Source organism: Rhodococcus sp. G-MC3, assembly GCF_030063335.1.
Taxonomy (GTDB): Bacteria; Actinomycetota; Actinomycetes; order Mycobacteriales; family Mycobacteriaceae; genus Rhodococcoides.
On the sequence record NZ_JASISW010000009.1, the window covers coordinates 116,543 to 135,003 of the forward strand.

General features: G+C 62.2%; 18 protein-coding genes. 11 read left to right on the forward strand and 7 right to left on the reverse strand.

Features of this window, described 5'->3' with window-relative positions:
• Position 1: 1 nt before the first annotated feature.
• On the forward strand, positions 2-295 hold the full coding sequence (locus QMK17_RS12425; RefSeq protein WP_283509468.1) for a protealysin inhibitor emfourin: 294 nt from the start codon (positions 2-4) through the stop codon (positions 293-295).
• Positions 296-414: 119 nt separating this feature from the next.
• Here QMK17_RS12425 and QMK17_RS12430 read toward each other — a convergent pair whose 3' ends face one another.
• Positions 415-1,356 (reverse strand): CPBP family intramembrane glutamic endopeptidase, encoded by a 942-nt coding sequence (locus tag QMK17_RS12430; protein WP_283509469.1) that lies wholly within the window; start codon positions 1,354-1,356, stop codon positions 415-417.
• Positions 1,357-1,565: 209 nt separating this feature from the next.
• Between QMK17_RS12430 and QMK17_RS12435 the strand changes: the two genes are divergently transcribed.
• From QMK17_RS12435 to QMK17_RS12450, 4 genes are all read left to right on the forward strand, one after another.
• The gene (locus tag QMK17_RS12435; RefSeq protein ID WP_283509471.1) at positions 1,566-2,408 is read left to right on the forward strand and encodes a DUF4436 family protein; all 843 of its coding nucleotides are present in this window, start codon (positions 1,566-1,568) and stop codon (positions 2,406-2,408) included.
• A 65-nt stretch (positions 2,409-2,473) separates the two neighbouring features.
• Entirely contained in the window at positions 2,474-2,917 is a 444-nt protein-coding gene (locus QMK17_RS12440) for a Fur family transcriptional regulator (protein WP_283509623.1), read from the forward strand.
• A gap of 66 nt (positions 2,918-2,983) precedes the next feature.
• Positions 2,984-5,185: a catalase/peroxidase HPI gene (gene katG, locus QMK17_RS12445; protein ID WP_283509625.1), complete on the forward strand. Its 2,202-nt coding sequence runs from the start codon at positions 2,984-2,986 to the stop codon at positions 5,183-5,185.
• A 170-nt stretch (positions 5,186-5,355) separates the two neighbouring features.
• Positions 5,356-6,507: an acetyl-CoA C-acetyltransferase gene (locus QMK17_RS12450; RefSeq protein ID WP_283509627.1), complete on the forward strand. Its 1,152-nt coding sequence runs from the start codon at positions 5,356-5,358 to the stop codon at positions 6,505-6,507.
• Here QMK17_RS12450 and QMK17_RS12455 read toward each other — a convergent pair.
• Genes QMK17_RS12455 through QMK17_RS12470 form a run of 4 tightly spaced genes read right to left on the reverse strand, consistent with a single transcriptional unit; the run spans position 6,488 to position 9,977 of the window.
• Positions 6,488-7,570, reverse strand: coding sequence for an NAD(P)H-dependent flavin oxidoreductase (locus QMK17_RS12455; protein ID WP_283509473.1), 1,083 nt, complete (start codon positions 7,568-7,570; stop codon positions 6,488-6,490). The two genes, QMK17_RS12450 and QMK17_RS12455, sit on opposite strands and share 20 nt — an antisense overlap.
• On the reverse strand, positions 7,567-8,322 hold the full coding sequence (locus QMK17_RS12460; RefSeq protein ID WP_283509474.1) for a CoA-transferase subunit beta: 756 nt from the start codon (positions 8,320-8,322) through the stop codon (positions 7,567-7,569). The genes QMK17_RS12455 and QMK17_RS12460 overlap by 4 nt, the downstream gene beginning before the upstream one ends.
• Positions 8,319-9,185, reverse strand: a complete 867-nt coding sequence (locus QMK17_RS12465) for a CoA transferase subunit A (protein WP_283509475.1) — start codon at positions 9,183-9,185, stop codon at positions 8,319-8,321. Before QMK17_RS12465 ends, QMK17_RS12460 begins: the two co-directional genes overlap by 4 nt.
• 3 nt (positions 9,186-9,188) lie before the next feature.
• Positions 9,189-9,977 carry an enoyl-CoA hydratase family protein gene (locus QMK17_RS12470; protein ID WP_283509477.1) on the reverse strand — a complete coding sequence of 263 codons (789 nt, stop codon included), beginning with the start codon at positions 9,975-9,977 and terminating at the stop codon, positions 9,189-9,191.
• 112 nt (positions 9,978-10,089) lie between these two features.
• On the opposite strand from QMK17_RS12470, the gene QMK17_RS12475 reads away from it, so the two are divergent.
• Entirely contained in the window at positions 10,090-10,905 is an 816-nt protein-coding gene (locus QMK17_RS12475) for an SDR family oxidoreductase (protein ID WP_283509628.1), read from the forward strand.
• The gene (locus tag QMK17_RS12480) at positions 10,902-11,810 is read left to right on the forward strand and encodes an SDR family oxidoreductase (RefSeq protein WP_283509480.1); all 909 of its coding nucleotides are present in this window, start codon (positions 10,902-10,904) and stop codon (positions 11,808-11,810) included. The genes QMK17_RS12475 and QMK17_RS12480 overlap by 4 nt, the downstream gene beginning before the upstream one ends.
• Positions 11,811-11,832: 22 nt before the next feature.
• On the opposite strand, the gene QMK17_RS12485 is transcribed toward QMK17_RS12480, so the two are convergent.
• The gene (locus QMK17_RS12485) at positions 11,833-12,615 is read right to left on the reverse strand and encodes an SDR family oxidoreductase (protein WP_283509630.1); all 783 of its coding nucleotides are present in this window, start codon (positions 12,613-12,615) and stop codon (positions 11,833-11,835) included.
• Positions 12,616-12,653: 38 nt separating this feature from the next.
• Positions 12,654-13,838, reverse strand: a complete 1,185-nt coding sequence (locus QMK17_RS12490; RefSeq protein ID WP_283509481.1) for an acyl-CoA dehydrogenase family protein — start codon at positions 13,836-13,838, stop codon at positions 12,654-12,656.
• Between the two features lie 46 nt (positions 13,839-13,884).
• On the opposite strand from QMK17_RS12490, the gene QMK17_RS12495 reads away from it, so the two are divergent.
• The 4 genes from QMK17_RS12495 to QMK17_RS12510 are packed head-to-tail and all read left to right on the forward strand — an operon-like array spanning position 13,885 to position 18,452.
• Positions 13,885-15,429: a FadD3 family acyl-CoA ligase gene (locus QMK17_RS12495; RefSeq protein WP_283509482.1), complete on the forward strand. Its 1,545-nt coding sequence runs from the start codon at positions 13,885-13,887 to the stop codon at positions 15,427-15,429.
• Positions 15,426-16,298, forward strand: a complete 873-nt coding sequence (locus QMK17_RS12500) for an enoyl-CoA hydratase (RefSeq protein WP_283509484.1) — start codon at positions 15,426-15,428, stop codon at positions 16,296-16,298. The genes QMK17_RS12495 and QMK17_RS12500 overlap by 4 nt, the downstream gene beginning before the upstream one ends.
• A 7-nt stretch (positions 16,299-16,305) precedes the next feature.
• Entirely contained in the window at positions 16,306-17,445 is a 1,140-nt protein-coding gene (locus tag QMK17_RS12505; protein ID WP_283509486.1) for an acyl-CoA dehydrogenase family protein, read from the forward strand.
• Entirely contained in the window at positions 17,442-18,452 is a 1,011-nt protein-coding gene (locus tag QMK17_RS12510; protein ID WP_283509487.1) for an acyl-CoA dehydrogenase family protein, read from the forward strand. Before QMK17_RS12505 ends, QMK17_RS12510 begins: the two co-directional genes overlap by 4 nt.
• Positions 18,453-18,461 lie beyond the last annotated feature (9 nt).

The window sequence follows — 18,461 nt, forward strand, 5'->3', positions numbered from 1 at the left end:
CATGCACATCGAGGTGGTTCGCACTGGCGGCGTCGCAGGCATGACCCGACGGGCCCGCGTCGATACCGATGCCATCGCAGACGAATCACTGGTTCAGGAGTGGCGTCAGCTTGCCGAGCAGGCACGAGAGATGCTCGTCAATCACGTGGAGACGCCGACACCCGGCACCCAACGCGATGTTTTCGAGTGGACAGTGTCGGTTGACGACGCAACCTGCCGGATGGCGGACTCGGCTGTCACGGGACCGTTGCGGACGCTCGCGCAGCGGACGCTGCGCGAGGGTCTCGAGCCCTGACCGCCTGAACCCCCGACGCCGAGGCCGTAACCACGTTTCACCGCTGTGGCGGCGATACTCGTCGAATTTGACGACCGCGAGTCCGGCTCGACCTCCGTAGCCGGTTCTGTATCGAGTTGTCAAGCATTCGAGGCAGGCGGAACCAGCGGCAGTTCACTCGGTGCTGCTCCGTCCTCGACTGGATCGACCGGCACGGTATCGGTTGGCGCGAGCCAGGTGGTCCGGTCGGTGTCCTTGTCGCCAGGAAGGACGCTGTCCAGTGCCCGGGGTACGAGCCACCATGTCAGAGCCCCGAAGAGGATCAGAATGTTGGCCCATTGCAACACCGTCGCAGCGCTGTCCTGGGCGAACAGACGGTCAAGGGCCTGCAGGTTCATGACCAAGCCATGTACGAGCACCAGCACCCATAACCGCCGATAGGTGTAGTAGACCCAGACTGCTGCCGCGCCCCAGCAGAAGGCCCACAGAAATCCGCCGGAACCGAAATATAGGTACATGACCCCCCGCATTGCGCCGGCGAGCACCATTATCCAACCGAGCGGAATGCGGCCGGCCAGCAGGAGAACCGGAAGGGCAGCCAGAAGGGGCTCCTCCCTCAGTCCGGCCGACAGCGCCGACACCACCGCCAACCAGTCCGACTCGACCACTGCCGGAGCCGAAATGTCGAAACCCGCAGCACCCACACGGTCGAGAGCGAGCACCAGCGCGGATGATGCCGCAATCGCGGCGCACCATGCCACGGCAGCACCGAGGGCGGTTCCGGAGCGCTCTGGAAGCTCGTGTCGTAGTGACAGTCTGCGCACTCTGAGCACAACAACTATCGCGATCAGGCCGGTGGTGAGCTGAATACCTGCCACGACGAGGTCAGCGCGCTGATCTCCCACCGACAGGATTGGCGTCGGTGCATCGAGGTGGCTCGATCGCCACACCGCACCGAGCACACTGATCGAGTAGACGGTGAGCCACGCCGAGACCAGGAGGATGACGAGGCCAACGGTGACCAGAAGATTCGGGCGGGAGGCACCATCAGGACGCGAAAACAGCATGGTTCTGTCCTGCATCGAACCTGGCCTCCTCGTTCGTTCTCGTCGTGGATCGAATCTGTCTACCACGTCGATCCCTCCTTGACATGGCAGAAACCTCTCCCGAAAGCAATTGGAGTCGAGTACGCCACACAGCGCAGCAGTCGCACATACACTGACTCGACACCGTAAGCGTTCGGCGACGGACCACGCGTCGATCCGAAATCGACACGGAGAGGACCGAATCGGTGAACCTGTTCGATCGATTGAGTTCGCGCTGGAGAGTCGTCGGGATCACCGCCGTCGTGGCGCTCGTGTACGTCGGAATTCTGGTTGCCTACGGGTTGAGCAATGCCGACGACGCAGTCGACACCCGTGCACCGGATCCCGCTGGTGTTCTCGTCTACCTCGATGTCGGCTCGGTCGATGGTGAGGCGTTTTCGGTGGACGCCAAGGTCTCCGTTTATCCAGGGCAGGATCTTGTCAGCAACTACGGTTATTTGAAGGACGACCTGCTCATCGACCTCGCCCCCCTTGCTTCGGGGGGACGCCTCGTGTTCTCGGCGGGCACCGCGCCCTCCCCGTCCCCCTCGACTATTTACAGCGACGGGGATATCCGGACCTGGCCTTTCGACAGTTATCACGCGGAATCCGTCGTGGTGCGGGCCTTCTCCGAGTCCGGCGCAGCGCGCACCCCCGTACCTGCTGTCGTTGCTGTCACTGATTCGTTGACCGGCTGGAGTGTCGACTCCGACGGCGACCACACAGGCGGCGACAAGTTCGACATCACCGTGAGTAGAAACGGTGTGTCGAAGGTTTACGACCTCGCGATCTGCATGGTCTTGGTTGCCTTACCGATGTGCGCGCTCTTCGTTGCGGTGAACACCGTGCGCAGGCGTAAGAAGTTCCAACCTCCGATGGTGACCTGGTTCGCGGTCATGTTGTTCGCCGTTCTGCCGATCAGAAACCTCCTTCCCGGTGCTCCGCCGATCGGTTCCTGGGTCGATTACGCGGTCGTGCTGTGGGTTGTGTTGGGGTTGGTCACGGCAATGATTTTATACGTCTGCACCTGGTGGCGCGACGCGCCTTGAGTCTCTGACCTGGAGTAACGCGCCATTACTTGACTTGTTCAAGAAAAGAGTGTGACATGACACTCATGCAATCGAAGGCGGCACATCAGGAGCATCTGCGCGCTGTGTCACTCCGTGTCACCAAGCCCCGTCTCGCCGTCCTCGATGCGGTCGCCGAGAACCCACACGCAGACACCGAGACGGTGTATCGCACGGTCCGAGACACTCTCCCGGTCGTGTCTCGACAAGCTGTGTACGACGTGCTCGCTGCGCTCACTACCTCTGGCCTGCTTCGCCGTATTCAGCCATCGGGCTCGGTTGCTCGCTACGAAACTCGCGTCGGCGACAACCACCATCACGTGGTGTGCAGGTCGTGCGGCGTTATTGCCGATGTCGATTGCGCCGTCGGCGAGGCACCCTGCCTCGACGCCTCGGAGTCGCACGGTTTTTCCATAGACGAGGCCGAGGTCGTCTACTGGGGTCTATGCCCCCGATGCTCGGCCCCACCGATATCGCGACCTCGGTCGTGATCAGTCCAATCCGCCTGCCCCGGAAGGAATCTTGTGTCCGAAGACCACACAACTCGCGAAAAAGAGATGAACGAGGACCAGCCTCAGGAAGGTGGCAAGTGTCCGGTCGCGCACGACCGGTTGCCCCAGCCGACCGAAGGTGGCAGCAACCGTGATTGGTGGCAGAAGAGCCTCAACCTGAGGATCCTCAAGAAGAATCCCGCTGTCGGCAACCCGATGGAGGACGACTTCGACTATGCAGCGGAGTTCAATTCGCTGGACTTGAGTGCAGTCAAGGCCGATATCGCAGCGTTGATGACCGATTCGCAGCCGTGGTGGCCCGCCGACTTCGGACACTACGGTCCGTTCTTCATCCGGATGGCGTGGCATGCGGCTGGTACGTACCGAATTCAGGATGGCCGCGGCGGCGCAGGCGCAGGTATGCAGCGTTTCGCTCCTCTCAACAGCTGGCCCGACAACGCGAGCCTGGACAAGGCGCGCCGACTCATCTGGCCGGTCAAGAAGAAGTACGGCAAGAAGCTGTCCTGGGCCGACTTGATCGTGCTCACCGGCAACGTCGCAATCGAATCGATGGGTCTGCCCACCTACGGTTACGCCGGCGGACGCGTAGATGCATGGGAGCCGGAAGAGGACGTCTACTGGGGTCCGGAGCAGACGTGGCTCGGCGACGAGCGTTACACAGGTGACCGTGAGCTCGAAAGCCCGCTTGCCGCAGTGCAGATGGGTCTGATCTACGTCAACCCCGAAGGCCCCAACGGCGAGCCGGACCCGGCAGGATCTGCCATCGACATTCGCGACACGTTCGGCAAGATGGCCATGAACGACATCGAAACGGCAGCCCTTGCAATCGGTGGCCACACCTTCGGAAAGGTCCATGGCGCAGCGGATCCCGAGCCTCACGTCGGCCCCGAGCCCGAAGGTGCGCCTCTCGAGCAGATGGGGCTCGGCTGGAAGAACAGCTACGGCTCCGGTGTCGGCGCCGACGCCATCACCAGTGGAATCGAAGGCACCTGGACGCCGACGCCTACAACTTGGGACAACACCTTCCTCGAGACCCTCTACGGATACGAGTGGGAGGTGCACAAGGGGCCAGGCGGTGCATGGCAGTGGCGCCCGAAGGAGGGTGCTGCAACGGATCTCGTTCCTGATCCGGCCGACTCGAGCAAGCGCCACGCCCCGATGATGTTGACCAGTGACATCGCGATGCGCGTCGATCCCATCTACGAGCAGATCACTCGCCGATGGCTCGATCATCCCGAGGAGCTCGCCGAAGAATTCTCCAAAGCATGGTTCAAGCTCACACACCGCGACCTCGGACCGGTCTCGCGTTACCTCGGACCGGAGGTTCCGGCTGAAACACTGATCTGGCAGGACCCAATTCCGGCCGTCGATCATGACCTGGTCACCGATGTCGATATCGCTGATCTCAAGACTCAACTGTTGGCCTCGGAATTGACCGGTGCGCAACTGATTTCCACTGCGTGGGCTGCAGCATCGTCCTTCCGTGGCAGCGACAAGCGCGGAGGCGCGAACGGCGGCCGTCTTCGCCTGCAGCCGCAAGCTGGGTGGGAGGTCAACGAACCCGACGAGCTGGCTCAGGTCATTCGCGTGCTCGAGGGCATCCAGGGCTCTTTCAACGCTGCGGGCGGGGCGAAGATCTCCTTTGCCGACCTCGTCGTTCTCGGTGGTAGCGCTGCCGTCGAGAAGGCAGCCAAGGACGCGGGCAACGACGTCACCGTTCCCTTCGTCGCCGGACGTACCGACGCAACGCAGGAACAGACCGACGTCGAGTCCTTTTCAGCGCTCGAGCCCAATGCCGACGGCTTCCGCAACTACATCGGCAAAGGCCAACGACTTCCGGCTGAGTATGCCCTGGTCGACAAGGCGAATCTGTTGACGCTCAGCGCACCCGAACTGACGGTTCTGGTCGGTGGCCTTCGGGTTCTCGGCGCGAACCACAAGAACTCTGCGCACGGAGTGCTCACCGACAAGCCTGGCACATTGACGAACGACTTCTTCGTCAATCTCTTGGACATGGGGACCGAGTGGGTACCAACGTCTGAAGACGGCATCTACGAGGGCAAGGACACCGCCACCGGCGCAGTCAAATGGTCTGGTACACGCAACGATCTGGTGTTCGGATCCAACTCCGAACTTCGTGCGCTGGCTGAGGTATACGCATGCGACGACGCGCAGGACAAGTTCGTCCGCGACTTCGTCGCTGCCTGGGACAAGGTCATGAAGCTCGATCGCTTCGATCTCGTCTGATCTGTCGCGAGTAACGGTGGCCTTGTGCAAGTCGAAACGACTTTCACAAGGCCACCGTTCGTTTTCGTGCGGACGTCACCTACTTCGGTCGGCTTGATGATTCGACACTTAAACAAGTGCTTGGTTGTTACCATCGGAGAGACACCAGCATCACGATCATGAGGAGAACAATGCCCGAGGCCTACGTCGTCGACGCCCTCCGAACTCCCGTCGGTAAGCGAGGCGGCGCGCTGTCGGAGATCCACCCGGCCGATCTCGGGGCAAGCATTCTTCGCTCGCTCCTCGACCGCAGTCCGATCGACCCCGGCCAGGTGGACGACGTCATCTTCGGATGTGTGGACGCGATCGGACCACAGGCGGGCAACATCGCCCGAACGGCCTGGCTCGCCGCGGGCTACCCGGAGCATGTGCCCGGCGTGACCGTCGACAGGCAGTGCGGCTCGAGTCAGCAGGCCATCCACTTCGCGGCCCAGGCGATCATGAGCGGAACTGCGGATCTCGTCGTGGCAGGCGGTGTGCAGAACATGTCGAAGATTCCGATCGCCGCAGCAATGACTGCCGGCCGCGACTACGGATTCGACACTCCCTTTGCAGGTTCCGCAGGATGGGAACATAGGTACGGCCAGCAGGAGGTCTCTCAATTCCGAGGTGCCGAGATGATCGCCGAGCGGTGGAACGTCAGCCGCGACGAGATGGAAGAGTTCGCGCTGGCCAGCCACACACGTGCTCGGCACGCGATGTCCATTGGCCGGTTCGATCGCGAAATCGTCGCGGTGAACGGTCAGGCGCTCGACGAAGGCCCACGAAGTACCACCCTCGAGAAGATGGCCGCACTACCCACTCTGGTCGAGGGTGGTCGTCTGACCGCAGCTCTGGCCAGTCAGATTTCTGACGGCGCCAGTGCGACGTTGTTGGCATCGGACGCTGCGGTGCGTGAACACAGTCTGACTCCGCGCGCACGGATTCACCACATGAGCGCCCGCGGCAGCGACCCGATATTCATGCTCAGTGCACCGATTCCGGCGACCAAGCACGCGCTCGAGCGCGCTGGACTATCGATCGAGGACATGGATGTCATCGAGATCAACGAGGCGTTCGCCCCCGTGGTGCTGGCCTGGATGAAAGAACTCGATGTCGATCCGAGCAAGGTCAACGTCAACGGCGGTGCCATCGCCCTCGGTCATCCGCTCGGTGCAACCGGAGCCAAGCTCTTCGCCACCCTGCTGTGCGAACTCGAACGGACACAGGGCCGTTACGGCCTGCAGACAATTTGCGAGGGTGGCGGAACGGCCAATGTGACCATCATCGAACGGATCGTGTAGGTCCATTCACCAGGTCCGCGAGACGGTCGATCGATCGTCTCGCGTCGGAGACGATCGCCTCGATCAGATCGGCGCAGGTAGGCAGGTCGTCCAGCAGGCCCACAACCTGACCTGATGCGAGAACTCCCGCGTCCGTGTTTCCATCGACCAAGCCTGCTTTGAGCAGCATTGGTGTGTTCGCTGCCATCATCACCTGTGCCCACGAAAGGTCTTTGCCATGACGCATCGCAAGTCCATCACGAATCATTGTCGGCCACGACATCCCGGTCATCTTTTTGAACCGTGCCGCATTCCGTGCAGCATGCACGAAACCTGTTGCTCTCGAGGATTGCTCCAGCCTCTCGACAAGTGAAGTGCGTAGGACTCGATGGGGCATTCCGTCCACGCGGGTGGACACGACGGTCCCGTCCAGGCCCGACGACAGGTATCGACGCTTGACTGCATCTGGTACCGAACTTTCCTGGGTCAGCAAGAATCGAGTCCCCATCGCTACACCCGACGCACCGTAGGCCAGTGCGGCTGCGAGGCCACGACCGTCGAAAAAACCGCCCGCAGCGATGACTGGAATGTCCACAGCATCGAGTACCGAAGGTAGCAACAAGGTCGTCGCGACCGGGCCGGTGTGGCCGCCACCTTCACCGCCTTGCACGATCACGGCATCGGCGCCCCAGCCAGCGACCTTGACAGCGTGCTTCGCCGCTCCGATAGATGGAATCACTATCAATCCAGCATCTTTGAGCGTCGCGATGAGCTCGGGACGTGGGGCGAGTGCGAACGAAGCAACACGGACGTCCTCCCGGATCAGAAGATCGACGCGCTGCGCAGCGTCGGACGCATCCGCCCTGATGTTCACTCCGAATGGGCGATCGGTTGCACTCTTGGTTTTCGCGATCGCCGCCTCCAACTCCGGATAAGTCATCGTTGCCGACGCCAGGATTCCCAGCCCGCCCGCATTGGATGTGGCCGCGACGAGTTTCGGCCCCGCCACCCAACCCATCCCGGTTTGAACCACCGGATGTTCGATGCCGACGAGTTCGGTCAGTCGTGTTGTCAGTGCGGTCACGGTGTCGGGACCTCCCGCTCGCGGCTCCCCCGTGGATCGATGTCCACACGAATCAGCTCCAACTCGTGCTCCGTCGGCGTTCGGGTCTCGGAGACGTCGGTTGCGTCCAGATCGAATCCTGTTGCCTCGCACACTTCCTCGACACTCACTCCCGGATGTATCGAGACGAGTCGCATGGACCGGGATGGACCCGCGAAATCCAAGACTGCAAGATTGCTGACTATCCGATGAACATCGAGGAATCGGCCGGCCGGATTGCCGTAGACCTTGTCGTAGCCGACGCCCGATACCATGTCGACGGCCTCGACGAACACTCGTGTGGAGTGCTTCGGCACCCAGTAGCTCGTTCGGTGGTTGATCGTGTTCCCAGGGCCGCCTCGAACCCCGAACATCTGGCGTGTCGGTTTCGCATGATCGCCGATGCACGAGATGTTCTGGTTGCCGAAACGATCCAACTGATTTGCGCCCATGATCACGTGGCGCCGGCCCGACGCCACCACGTCGAACACCTTTCGGTAGGGAATCCAGCCCTCGATTGCACCCGATCCACCGAGGGCAGGCGTGTCAGCCAGTAAGTAAGCTTCGCCGTCGGAGAGCAACAGGTCGGGCTCGGTCGTCAACCGTGCGAGCCTGGCGCCGATACTCGGCATCAGTCCCATCGGGCTTGCCATGATCTCTCCTGCACCGATGAACAGGTCGGCGCACGCTGCCGCACAAATCTCAGCGCGTGTTGCGGTCAGTGCGGTGGTCATCTCGACGCCCCTCGGTCAACGATGTCGTTCAGATAGTCGTCGTAGAAGATCTTCCAGTCGCTGTCGCTCGCGGCAGCCTCGACGTATGCCTTCTGAAAAGCTTCGTCTCTGCCGTAGTCCGGCACGCACGAAGTGAAGTGCGCGCCGCCGGGCACTTCGATGACGCCGTCAACCATCATGCGGTTGGTCAACATCGCCTGTGGCGGGGCCGCCGCGACGAGTTCGGCCGTCTCGACGATCCGTTCGCATGTGAGATATCTCCGCTGCGCCGCAAGCAGATACAGGTCGTCGAAGTAGGGATCGGGTCCGAGGTAGACGCCGTTTCCGCTCGAATCCGCCAGGTTCAAATGCACGAATGCCGCATCGAGGGCGAGGGCTGGCATCGCAACGAGGTCCTCGTACTGCGTGGACCCCGGAATTGGATAGGGCGAGGTGACGGTCCTGAGCTCCGGATAGTGGGTCATCACGTCCGATCCGAGCCCGGCGCGAATGGGAAGGAACGGCAGGCGTGCCGCGGCAGCTCTCAGTCCGGCGTTCAGCATTCCCTCGTCCACTTCGCGTACCTCGATGGATCCCGACGTTCGCGCGCGGGTGAACCAGGGATCGTACGGAATCGAATCCAAGGACACGAAGCCGTACACGACGCGCGCGACCTTGTCTGCAGAACAGAGCAATCCGACGTCCGGACCGCCGTAGGACACCACCGTCAGATCCTTCAGCGGGGACCGAAGGAGTGCGCGCACCGCGGCCATCGGTTTACGCCGTGATCCCCATCCCCCGATGCCGATGGTCATTCCATCGGACAGCTCGCTCACAACGTCGTCGAGGGTGGTCGTTTTGTCTCGCCGCGTCGGTGCGCTCATCGTCTATCGCCCTTCTTCGGTCGAGGTGCCCACATCGTTCGAGGCACGGAAATTGTTTTTCACCGACGCGCTGCGTGCTTCGTCTGCTGCGCCGGACAAGTTGAGCTCGAATGTGAATCCCTGCTCGAACCTGTAGCTACGATGCACGGGCTGGATGTCGATTCCGTTGATCGCTTCCTTTGCTGCTCTGATCACTCTGGTGTCCTTGGCTGCTATATCGCGAGCCACGCGAAGCGCTGCCTCGTCGAGTTCGCTCCGCGGGACCACCTCGTAGACGGACCCGAAGTGCTGCAATGTCTTTGCATCGATGTGGCGTGCCGTGTAGTACAGGGTGCGCATGAGATGCTGCGGAACGAGCCGAGCGAGGTGCGTGGCGGCTCCGAGAGCTCCCCGATCGACCTCCGGAACCCCGAACGTTGCATCAGTCGAGGCCACGACGACGTCGGCATTGCCGACGAGTCCGATTCCGCCGCCGAGACAGAACCCCTGCACCGCTGCGATGACGGGCACCTCGCAGTCGTAGACCGCCGAGAACGCTGCCGCGCATCCCTTATTGGCCCCGATGAGATGGTCGTAGCCCGAAAAGCTTTCGATTTCCTTGATATCGACACCTGCACAGAATCCGCGGTTCTCTGCGCGCAGAATCACGACGTGGGTTGCGGGGTCCTCCCCCGCCTCACGGATAGATTTCGCGAGGTCGAACCAGCCCTGAACCGGAAGCGCATTCACCGGCGGGCAGTCGATGGTGACCGCGACGATTCCGGGTTCTGGTCGAGAAGTTGTGACAGTCAAATCGAATCCTCACCGTTGCCGCCCAAAGCAAGCATGTGCTTGGTAAGTTAGCACAGAAGACGTGGCGAACTCGGTGAGTTCGCCTGAACCCGCACACGAACCGGAGGTACAGGTGGGCAATGAGGAGCACCCGCGGGTCGCGCTCGTCACGGGTGGTGTTCGCGGGGTCGGGGCCGGAATCTCCCGCGCCTTTCTCGATGCGGGATACTTGGTAGTAGCCTGTGCGCGGCACGAACCGGTTTCACCAGTCGAGTTCGCGGGCAGGACAGCCGATTTCCTGCCGTGCGACGTCCGTCGCGAGGACCAGGTAAGCGCACTGATCGCCGAGATCGTGAAGCGCCACGGCCGGCTCGACGCCGTGGTCAACAACGCGGGCGGTGCTCCGTTCGCGATGGCGGCGGACGCGGGCGCGAACTTTCATCGCAAGATCGTCGAACTCAATCTGTTGGCTCCGCTGCTGGTCTCCCAAGCAGCGAACCTGGTTATGCAGCAACAGGAGAACGGCGGATCGATCACGATGATCAGCAGTGTCAGTGCATCGAGGCCATCCCCTGGCACTGCCGCCTACGGAGCAGCGAAGGCGGGACTGGACAGCCTGACGACCTCACTCGCCGTCGAGTGGGCGCCGAAAGTCCGCGTCAATGCTCTGAGAGTGGGAATGGTCGCAACCGAACTTAGCGGACTTCACTACGGTGGCGTCGACTCGGTGCGGGCCGTGGAACGAACAGTGCCCCTCGGCCGTTTGGCGACTCCCGACGACGTCGGCGCGAGCGCCGTCTTTCTCTCGTCCGCAGCAGCGTCGTACGTCAGCGGATCGTTACTGGCAGTACACGGCGGAGGCGAGCGACCCGCATTTCTCGACGCCGTACACACTCCCCGCCCCGACAATGTCGATATCGATTCAGAGCATGCAAAGGACCACTTATGACAGGACTGTGCGAAGGCCGGGTAGTTATCGTCACCGGAGCAGGACGAGGTATCGGACGCGCCCACGCGTTGGCGTTTGCCGCCGAGGGCGCCCGTGTCGTCGTCAACGACGTCGGCGTATCGATGGATGGCTCGAACGCGTCGACCGGACCGGCTCAGGACGTAGTAGAAGAAATTAGAGCCTCGGGCGGTGCCGCTGTAGCGAACAACGACGACGTTGCCGATTGGTTCGGTGCCAAGCGGTTGATCGACACCGCGGTCGATAGCTTCGGTACGTTGGACGTACTGGTCAACAATGCAGGATTCCTCCGTGATCGAATGTTGGCCAACCTCGGTGAAGACGAATGGGATGCCGTCATACGCGTGCATCTCAAGGGTCATTTCGCCCCACTGCGACATGCCGCGGCCTACTGGCGTACAGAGTTCAAAGCAGGCCGAAAGGTAGATGCGCGCATCGTCAACACAAGCTCCGGGGCAGGCCTGCAGGGAAGCGTCGGGCAAGGTAACTACGCGGCAGCCAAAGCGGGTATCGCCGGATTGACGTTGGTCGCGGCCAGCGAGTTTGCAGGCTACGGAGTGACGGTCAATGCCATCGCCCCTGCCGCGCGCACCCGCATGACCGCCGATGCGTTTGCCAGCGACATGGCCGCACCCGCAGAAGGTTTCGACGCGATGGCACCCGAAAACGTATCGCCGCTGGTCGTATGGCTCGGGAGTACCGACTCGTCGCGGGTCACCGGCCGTGTTTTCGAGGTGGAAGGCGGCATCATCGGTGTGGCCGAGGGGTGGCGTCACGGGCCGTCCGTGAACAACGGCGAACGCTGGGACCCGTCCATGGTCGGAACCGCAGTCGACGATCTACTGATGAGAGCCGAAGCTCCGGTGTCCGTCTACGGCGCGCGGTAACCCCTTCAAGCTCGCTGCCCTTTCAAGCTCGCTGGCTCGACACCGACACGACCTCCCCGGTGAGGTAGGTCGAGTAGTCACTGGCGAGGAATGCGATCGTGGTCGCGATTTCCCACGGCTCGGCTGCGCGTCCGAAGGCCTCGTCGGATGCCAGCCGAGCAAGTAGGTCCTCGGAGGTCACCTTCGCCAGAAAAGCATGATTGGCAATGCTCGGTGCCACGGCGTTGATACGCACGCCGTATTCGGCGGCCTCGACGGCGCTGCAGCGCGTCAGTGCCATCACCCCTGCCTTTGCTGCTGCGTAGTGCGCTTGGCCGCGCTGTGCGCGCCACCCGAGCACGCTGGCATTGTTGACGATGACCCCGCCGTGCGGCACTCTACGAAAGTACTCGAGTGCTGCACGCGTGCAGCGAAACGTACTGTTCAGCGTCACATCCAGCACGCGAGACCATTGTTCGTCGGTCATGTCGATCACCGGCGTCTCGCCTCCCAGCCCGGCATTGTTGACGAGGACGTCGAGACGACCGAATACAGCGACCGTCTCCGAGATCAGCGCGTCGACATCGCTCGTGGAGGTCACATCGCAGGTGTGTGCCTCCACTCTTCCCAACCCCAGTGCGGCCAGTTCGCTACGGGTGGCCTCCAGCCGCCGGGCGTGGACGTCGGAGATCATGACATCGGCGCCCTCGAGAAGTGCACGGCGAGCGGTGGCACTGCCGATCCCCGTACCTGCGGCCGCCGTCACGACGACGACCCGGCCGTCGAGCAAACCGTGTCCTGGAGTTTCCGCCGGGGGCACCGACAAACGTCCGCGGGTGGGCTCCTCATCCGAGTTCGTTGTAGTCACAGTCGCGCCTCTCGCGGAAGTCCGAGAATTCGCTCGGAGATGATGTTTCGCTGTATTTCGTTGGACCCGCCGTAGATCGTGTCCGCGCGGGTGAAGAGGTAAAGGCGTTGCCACTCGTCGAGCTCGCCTCCCGGAGCGAGCAGAGACGGTGCGCCGACGACGTCCATCGCGAGCTCACCCAGCCCGCGGTGCCAGTTCGCCCACAGCAGTTTGGAGATCGAATCCTCACCCCCGGAACTCGAACCCCCGAGGGTCGTGAGGGCAAACGAGCGCATCACCCGCAGGCCGATCCAGGCTCTCGTCAGTCGCTCCCGCAGCACCGGATCGTCGATGCTCCCATTACGCCGGGCGACGTCGACGACCCCGGAGAGTTCTCTCGCGAAACCGACCTGCTGCCCGAGCGTCGACACGCCGCGTTCGAAGCCTAGCGTTCCCATCGCAACGGACCAGCCCTTGCCTGCCTCGCCGACCACCAGGTCGGCATCGGTCCGGGCGCCGTCGAAGAAGACCTCGTTGAACTCCGATGTTCCGGTCAGCTGAGTGATCGGACGGACTGTTATTCCGTCTTGTTTCATCGGGACGAGAAGGTACGACAGACCTGCATGTCGCTTGGATCCTCTTACGGTCCGTGCGATCACGAAGGCCCAATCGGCCAAGTGTGCAAGCGAAGTCCACACCTTCTGCCCGTTGATGACCCACTCGTCGCCGTCCAGTTCAGCGGACGTCGTGACCGCGGCGAGATCCGAGCCTGCCCCTGGTTCCGAATATCCTTGACACCACAACTCACCGACAGTGTTGATCCCCGGCAGGAACCGTGCGCGTTGTGCATCGGTGCCGAATGCAATCAGCGTCGGGCCCAGTAGTTCCTCGCCGATATGACTCACCCTGGCCGGCGCGTTGGCGCGTGCGTACTCCTCGTGGTAGATCACTTGGTGCTCGACGCTCAGTCCGCGACCTCCGAACTCGACGGGCCAGCCGAGGCATGTCCACCCCGACGCCGCGAGATGCCGGTCCCAGACGAGGCGTTCGGCGAAAGCCTCGTGTTCTCGCCCGGGTCCGCCGAGACCCTTCAGCTCGGCGAAGTCACCGGTGAGGTTATCGCTCAGCCACTCTCGAACCAATCGACGAAAGGATTCGTCACCGAGCCCTTCACTGCCGACTCTTCCCTCATCCGCGTCCATTCGGGTACGTTAACAAACCAAGCCCTTGCTCAGCTAGGAGTTGACAGTGACGGAATATGGGCAGACCACCCCGAGTGCGTTGGCGCACGCTGCTGCTGCTTTCGGTGACGACAATGCGATCGTCGACGGTTCCAGAACAATTACGTTCGGCCAACTACGGGATGTCGTGCTCGAGGCTGCTCGCGCTTTCTGCACGCTCGGAGTGCAACCGGGCGATGCCGTCGCCATCTGGGCGCCCAATACCTATCAGTGGGTCATCAGCGCTTTGGCCGCCCACCACGCAGGCGGGGTATTGATTCCCATCAACACCCGGTACACGACGGCGGAAGCGACCGAACTGCTTAAGCGGACCCGCGCGCGTTTGCTCGTGGTGCCGGAGGTGTTCCTTGGAGTAGACCGCTCGGCCGAACTCGATCTCGGTGCACTCCCCGGTCTGAACGTTGTCACCTTCCCAATGGACGCGCAATCGCGGGCCTCCGATTCGGCCGGTGTGTCGTGGGACCGGCTTCCCGAACTCGCGGTGAGCACCCCGGAATCGGTTGTCGCCGAACGGGCTTCTGCAGTCACCGCAGACACGATCGGTGACATCCTTTTCACCTCGGGCACCACGGGCCGAAGCAAAGGCGCGATGAGTGCACACCGGCAGTCGTTGTCCGTTGCACGTGCGTGGGCTGAGTGCACCGGATTGAGACGACAAGATCGCTACCTCGTCGTCAACCCGTTCTTCCACAGCTTCGGTTTCAAAGCAGGCATACTGGCTGCGCTGACGGTAGGAGCAACGATCTACCCCATGGCCGTCTACGATCCGGACACCGCGTTGGCCTTGATCGTCGAGCACCGCATCACGGTGCTGCCAGGAGCGCCGACGATTTTCTCCACCATCCTCGATCATCCCGGACGGCGCGATCTCGACCTGTCGTCGCTTCGTCTCGCCGTGACGGGAGCAGCGGTGGTACCCGTACGCCTGATCGAGCGAATGCGGGACGAATTGACCTTCGAGACAATCCTCACCGCATACGGCCTCACCGAAGCTGTTGTTGCGACGATGTGCAGGCCGGGAGACGATGACGACACGGTGGCGTCCACCTCGGGCGGCGCGGCCGCCGGTTTCGAGATCCGTATTGGAGATAATGGCGAAATCCAGCTTCGCGGACCCAACGTGATGCTCGGATACCTCGACGATCCCGTCGCGACGGCAGCCGCCGTCGACCACAACGGTTGGCTCGGCACCGGAGACGTCGGAACACTCGATGACCGCGGATATCTGACGGTCACCGACCGGTTGAAGGACATGTACATCTCGGGCGGTTTCAACGTCTACCCGGCGGAGGTGGAGCAGGTGCTGCTGGAGTTCGACGGTGTAGCCGATGTCGCGGTGGTGGGAAAACCGGATCACCGAATGGGTGAGGTCGGAGTGGCCGTCGTGGTGCCTGCCCCTGGAGCGAACGTCGCCGGCGACGACCTGATCGCCTACAGCCGCAGCCGCCTTGCTGGATTCAAGGTACCGACATCAGTGGAACTACGACGAGAACTGCCTCGCAATGCGGGCGGAAAGGTATTGAAACGTGTTCTGCGCGAGGAGCTCCGATGACCGACGATAGAGAAATCGACGTCGTTACCTACGACGTTCGCGGCGGCGTTGCCACGGTGACCATGAACCGACCAGATTTTCGCAACGCTCAGAATTCCGCGATGACGTACGCGCTCGACCGAGCGTTCACCGACGCCGTCGAGGACGACGACGTGAAGGTCATTCTCCTTGCGGGTGCCGGCAAACATTTCTCGGCGGGCCACGACATCGGAACACCGGGTCGCGACGTCGACGAGCATTTCGAGAACAGAGCCGTTCTGTGGTGGGATCATGTTCGCAAGACCGGTGGAGATCAGCGATTCGCCAGGGAGATGGAGGTCTACCTGGGAATGTGCCGACGTTGGCGTGAGATACCCAAACCGACCATCGCCGTCGTCCAAGGCGCGTGTATTGCGGGCGGCCTCATGTTGTCCTGGGTGTGCGACATGATCGTGGCGAGTGACGACGCGTTCTTCTCCGATCCCGTTGTCCGGATGGGGATTCCCGGTGTCGAATACTTTGCGCATCCGTGGGTACTCGGGCCGCGCCGCGCCAAGGAAATTTTGTTCACCGGCCAACGTTTCACCGCTGCGCAGGCGCTCGATTGGGGAATGATCAATCGCGTTGTGCCACGATCGGACTTGAAAACCGAAGCAAGGGCGATGGCCGAGCAGATCGCCGAGATGCCAGGCTTCGGACTCGCGTTGACCAAGAAGGCAGTCAATCAATGCGAAGACGTGATGGGTCTACGAACAGGAATGGACTCGGTGTTCGGGCTTCATCACTTCGCCCACTCTCACAATGCCGAGGTGTCTGCGGACTCCCTCGGCGGGATGAACGCCAGATCCATGAAGAACTCGGCGGCTGCGCCGGTCCACCGGGCTGAGTGAGGAGAAGATGAATCTTGATCTCGGCGCGGATGTAGAGGCGTTCCGCGACGATGCGCGCGCGTTTCTCCGCGCGAACGTGCCAGCGACGGCGTTGCCTTCTCTCGATACTTCAGTCGGCTTCGAGGCGCATCGCCAGTGGGAAATGCTGCTCGCCGAGAACCGCTACTCGGTGGTGTCGTGGCCCGACGAGTTCGGCGGACGCGGGGCGACGATGCTCGAATGGGTTGTGTTCGAGGAGGAGTACTACGCGGCGGGTGCCCCGGCTCGGGTGAGCCAGAACGGCATCTTTCTTCTGGCGCCGACACTGTTCGCGCACGGAACCGACGAACAACTTGCTCGTATCCTCCCCCGGATGGCCAGCGCCGAGGACATCTGGGCGCAGGCGTGGTCCGAACCGGAGGCCGGAAGCGATCTTGCCGGAATACGGTCCGCTGCCCGACGGGTCGACGGCGGCTGGATTCTCGACGGGCAGAAGACCTGGAGCTCGCGAGCAAGTTTTGCAGACTGGGCCTTCGGGTTGTTTCGTTCGGATTCCTCGGCCGAACGCCATCGAGGTCTCACCTACTTCATGTTTTCGTTGAGCGCCGACGGTGTGACGGTGCGCCCGATCGCTCAGCTCGACGGCGAACCCGGGTTCGCAGAAATATTTCTCGATGAGGTCTTCGTCCCCGATTCCGACGTGATCGGCAGCGTCGGGGATGGTTGGCGGGTCGCGATGAGCACCTCGAGCAACGAACGAGGCATGTCTCTTCGCAGCCCTGGTCGATTTGTGACGGCGGCGGAAAAATTGGTATCACTGTTCAAAGAGTCCGCCGATCCGGCGGACACTGCACTGGCAGGTCGCGTCGTCGACGCCTGGATCGCCGCTCAGGCCTATAGATTGCACACGTTCGGCACCGTCACCAGGCTCACCGAAGGCGGCGCTCTCGGTGCCGAATCCTCGGTAACCAAGGTGTTCTGGTCCGAACTCGACATCGCACTGCACGAGACGGCACTGGACATCTTGGGAAGCAGCGGTGAGCTGGCAGGTTCATGGACCGACAGTTATCTCTTCTCGCTGTCGGGACCGATCTATGCCGGCACCAACGAAATTCAACGCACGGTCATCGCCGAGCGGTTGCTGGGCCTACCGAAGGCGGACCGATGAGATTCGCATTGGACTCGTCCAGAGTCGATTTTGCGTCCAGCCTCGACTCGATGCTCCGCGATGCCGATGTACCAAAGGTCAGCCGAGCACTGGCTGCGGGCGACGTCGCCCCGATCCGAACATTGTGGAAGTCGCTGTCGGACACCGGGATAACAGGTCTTCTCATCGGTGCAGAGTTCGATGGTTCCGATGCCGAACCTCTCGACATGGTGGTCGCGCTCGAGCGAATGGGGAAGTGGGCAGTGCCAGGCCCGGTCGTCGAATCTCTCGTCGCGGTGCCGTCGCTGCTTCGATGCGTCGACACGCACAATCCTGAGCGCCGCCGCACGTGGTTGCACGGACTGTGTTCGGGACAACTGATTGCCACGTTGGCGTTCGATCCTGCAATGCCTTTCGCCATCGACCCCGCCGTGGCGGACCTGGTTCTGAGCGTCTCGGCTGACGCAGTGTCCACGGCTTCGATCGTCTCCGTGCATGATTCGATCGATCCGACGCGCAAGGTCGGCGAGGTCGGCGTCGTTCACGACACAGCCGAGGACGCCACGGGGTTCACAGGCGATATTCGAGCGGCGCGAGCTGCAACCGAGCTTCTCGCTACACTGGGCATCGCGTCGCAGCTTCTCGGCGCGGGACAGGCAATGCTAGACAGCAGTGCCGAATACGTGACATCGCGTCGCCAGTTCGGGCGGGTGATCGGGTCGTTCCAGGCAGTGAAGCATCAGCTTGCCGATGTCATGATCGGACTCGAGCTCGCGCGTCCACTTCTGTACAACGCTGCGCTGTCGGTTGCTGCGGATTCCCCCACCTTGCAGCGCGATGTGTCTGCTGCCAAGATTGCGTGCGGCGACGCGGCGTATCGATCGAGCCGAGTTGCTTTGCAGGTACACGGCGCAATCGGCTACACGAGCGAATATGATTTGTCGCTGTGGATCACCAAGGTTCGCGCACTCCAGTCCGCTTGGGGCACAGCGGCCGTTCATCGGCAACGTGTACTGGAGGCCCTGTGACCGCATTGG

What these genes read in the sequence shown, in the direction of transcription:
- QMK17_RS12425 (WP_283509468.1), top strand. Translation starts at nt 2, where the DNA reads ATGCACATCGAGGTGGTTCGCACTGGCGGCGTCGCAGGCATGACCCGA.
- QMK17_RS12430 (WP_283509469.1), bottom strand. Translation starts at nt 1,356, where the DNA reads ATGCAGGACAGAACCATGCTGTTTTCGCGTCCTGATGGTGCCTCCCGC.
- QMK17_RS12440 (WP_283509623.1), top strand. Translation starts at nt 2,474, where the DNA reads ATGCAATCGAAGGCGGCACATCAGGAGCATCTGCGCGCTGTGTCACTC.
- katG (WP_283509625.1), top strand. Translation starts at nt 2,984, where the DNA reads ATGAACGAGGACCAGCCTCAGGAAGGTGGCAAGTGTCCGGTCGCGCAC.
- QMK17_RS12450 (WP_283509627.1), top strand. Translation starts at nt 5,356, where the DNA reads ATGCCCGAGGCCTACGTCGTCGACGCCCTCCGAACTCCCGTCGGTAAG.
- QMK17_RS12460 (WP_283509474.1), bottom strand. Translation starts at nt 8,322, where the DNA reads ATGACCACCGCACTGACCGCAACACGCGCTGAGATTTGTGCGGCAGCG.
- QMK17_RS12465 (WP_283509475.1), bottom strand. Translation starts at nt 9,185, where the DNA reads ATGAGCGCACCGACGCGGCGAGACAAAACGACCACCCTCGACGACGTT.
- QMK17_RS12480 (WP_283509480.1), top strand. Translation starts at nt 10,902, where the DNA reads ATGACAGGACTGTGCGAAGGCCGGGTAGTTATCGTCACCGGAGCAGGA.
- QMK17_RS12490 (WP_283509481.1), bottom strand. Translation starts at nt 13,838, where the DNA reads ATGGACGCGGATGAGGGAAGAGTCGGCAGTGAAGGGCTCGGTGACGAA.
- QMK17_RS12500 (WP_283509484.1), top strand. Translation starts at nt 15,426, where the DNA reads ATGACCGACGATAGAGAAATCGACGTCGTTACCTACGACGTTCGCGGC.
- QMK17_RS12505 (WP_283509486.1), top strand. Translation starts at nt 16,306, where the DNA reads ATGAATCTTGATCTCGGCGCGGATGTAGAGGCGTTCCGCGACGATGCG.
- QMK17_RS12510 (WP_283509487.1), top strand. Translation starts at nt 17,442, where the DNA reads ATGAGATTCGCATTGGACTCGTCCAGAGTCGATTTTGCGTCCAGCCTC.